1 protein-coding gene and 3 rRNA genes are annotated in these 2,197 nt (G+C 61.9%); all 4 read left to right on the top strand.

The annotated features are described in order from the left end of the window. A 23S ribosomal RNA gene (locus Uis4E_RS11555) occupies window positions 1-398 on the top strand; the annotation flags it as partial. Between the two features lie 175 nt (window positions 399-573). Further along, a 5S ribosomal RNA gene (gene rrf, locus Uis4E_RS11560) occupies window positions 574-690 on the top strand. A 512-nt stretch (window positions 691-1,202) separates the two neighbouring features. Beyond that, window positions 1,203-1,454, top strand: a complete 252-nt coding sequence (locus Uis4E_RS11565) for a hypothetical protein (protein ID WP_034529946.1) — start codon at window positions 1,203-1,205, stop codon at window positions 1,452-1,454. A gap of 612 nt (window positions 1,455-2,066) precedes the next feature. Beyond that, window positions 2,067-2,197 (top strand): 16S ribosomal RNA (locus Uis4E_RS11570); the annotation flags it as partial.

Genomic DNA, 2,197 nt, shown 5'->3' on the forward strand with positions numbered 1-2,197 from the left:
TGTCGGCTCGTCGCATCCTGGGGCTGGAGCAGGTCCCAAGGGTTCGGCTGTTCGCCGATCAAAGCGGCACGCGAGCTGGGTTCAGAACGTCGTGAGACAGTTTGGTCTCTATCCTCTGCGCTCGTCGGAATACTGAGGAGACCTGCCCATAGTACGAGAGGACCTGGGTGGACGAACCTCCGGTACGCCGGTTGTCACGCCAGTGGCACCGCCGGTTGGCTGCGTTCGGAAGGGATAACCGCTGAAAGCATCTAAGCGGGAAGCCCGCTCCAAGATAAGTATTCCCCGGACCCTCGGGTCCGAGACCCCCCATGAAGAACACGTGGTCGATAGGCCGGACGTGGAAGCCCCGCGAGGGGTGGAGCCGACCGGTACTAACGGGGAAGCGCGACACACACATCCCAACCCCTGGTTGGGACGGCATCAACCTCTTCTGCGAATCATGAACGACACGGAGCAACCGTGACGACACGACAAGACAATCAACACTAGCGTCCACCATCCGGTCCCCGAACCACCAGCCCGAGGGGATATACGAGGAAGCGGGAGCACCTCGCCCCACAATTGAAGATTTGCGGCGGTCATAGCCCAGGAGAGACGCCCGGTCCCATTCCGAACCCGGAAGCTAAGACCTGGCACGGCGATGGTACTGCACCCGAGAGGATGTGGGAGAGTAGCACGCCGCCGCACCACACGTGAAACGGACCCCCGGTCGAGCCACACGGCTCCCGGGGGTCCACGCATACCCGCACACGCACGACCCCTTCAGGGGGAGCGGGGGAACGGCGCGCGCGTCCGCGGATCCCGCCCCGCCGGCGGGGGCTCCCGCGAAGCGGGTGGGGGTGGACCGGCACACGCGCGAGGCCACCGGACCACCCTCCGACGCGCTGCGCGCGCCACCTCCCGCCAGCGGGAGGAACACCGGACCACGGCCACGCGACCGCACCGGGAGCCACGACCAACGCCACGCGCATGGACTCCCGCCCCCGCCGGCGGGGGCTCCCGCGAAGCGGGTGGGGGTGGCCGCCCCGGACCCCGCGACCGGGACCACCCACCAACGCGCTGCGCGCCACCCCCCCGCCGGCGGGAGGAACACACGCGCTCCCGGCGCCAGGCGCCGGCGGCACCGCTAAGCCACGCGGCGAACGCTGGAGGCTTCGATTATCATTGCTGATAATCGGACGTCGGATCGGGGACTACTCATGCATTACTTCACGCCAAAGCGCTGCACTACATCGAACAAGATCATGTACCACGACAAAGCCCAGGCGCAGCGTGCCGCCGATCAGAGCTTCATCGAACGCGGGGCTGAACTGTGGGTGTATCGTTGCCAGTTTTGTGGTACTTGGCATCTGACGCATCGCGATCCGCAATCCAGCTACCGTCATGTGCCGCTTAACCAGGAGCTGAAACCCCATAGCCGAAAGAAGGGATACAAGCCGCGTCGACGCTGACACCATGACGCCCTCATGTATGAAAGGTCCCAGGTTCCTTTCGGAACCGGGGACCTTTCGTTATCTCATGTTGCCTCCCGCTGGCGGGAGGTGGCGCGCGCAGCGCGTCGGTGGGTGGTTTCGCCGGGTTGTGGTTGTTGGGTTGGGTGAATGGTTGGTTGGTTGTGGGTGAATTGTGTTGGTTGTGGTGTGGGTGGTGGTGTTGTGGTGGGTATCGTGGTGGTTGTAGGGCTTGTTGGGCTTGTTTTCGACACGCCGTGGGAGTGTTGTGTTTGCAACGGTTCCGGGGTGGTTTTGTGGTGTGGGTTTGCGGTGTGGTGCCGGGTGGTGTATGTTTATCTCTTGCTGCCGGTCAGCTTCTGGTTCTTCCCTTTGTGTGGTTGGTTTCCGGGGTTGGCTGTGTGTGGTGGTTTGAGAACTCAAGAGCGTGTTGTACTACTTACTTCTTTATAGTCAATGATTGCCAGTCCGATTCTCGCTTCGGGGTTTTTCCTGGAGTCGCCGAGGGGCGTTGAAGAGGGTCGGGGTTTTTGTGCGAACGTCCTTCCTTATAGGATGTTCCGTCAATTGTTTTTTTTGAGAGTCATCTGTCGATGTCTTTCTGCAAGGTTTTTTGTGGAGGGTTCGATTCTGGCTCAGGATGAACGCTGGCGGCGTGCTTAACACATGCAAGTCGAACGGGATCCTGGGGGCTTTGCTTCCGGGTGAGAGTGGCGAACGGGTGAGTAATGCGTGACCGACCT

This window comes from Bifidobacterium parmae (assembly GCF_002860365.1).
In the GTDB taxonomy this organism is placed as follows: Bacteria; Actinomycetota; Actinomycetes; order Actinomycetales; family Bifidobacteriaceae; genus Bifidobacterium; species Bifidobacterium parmae.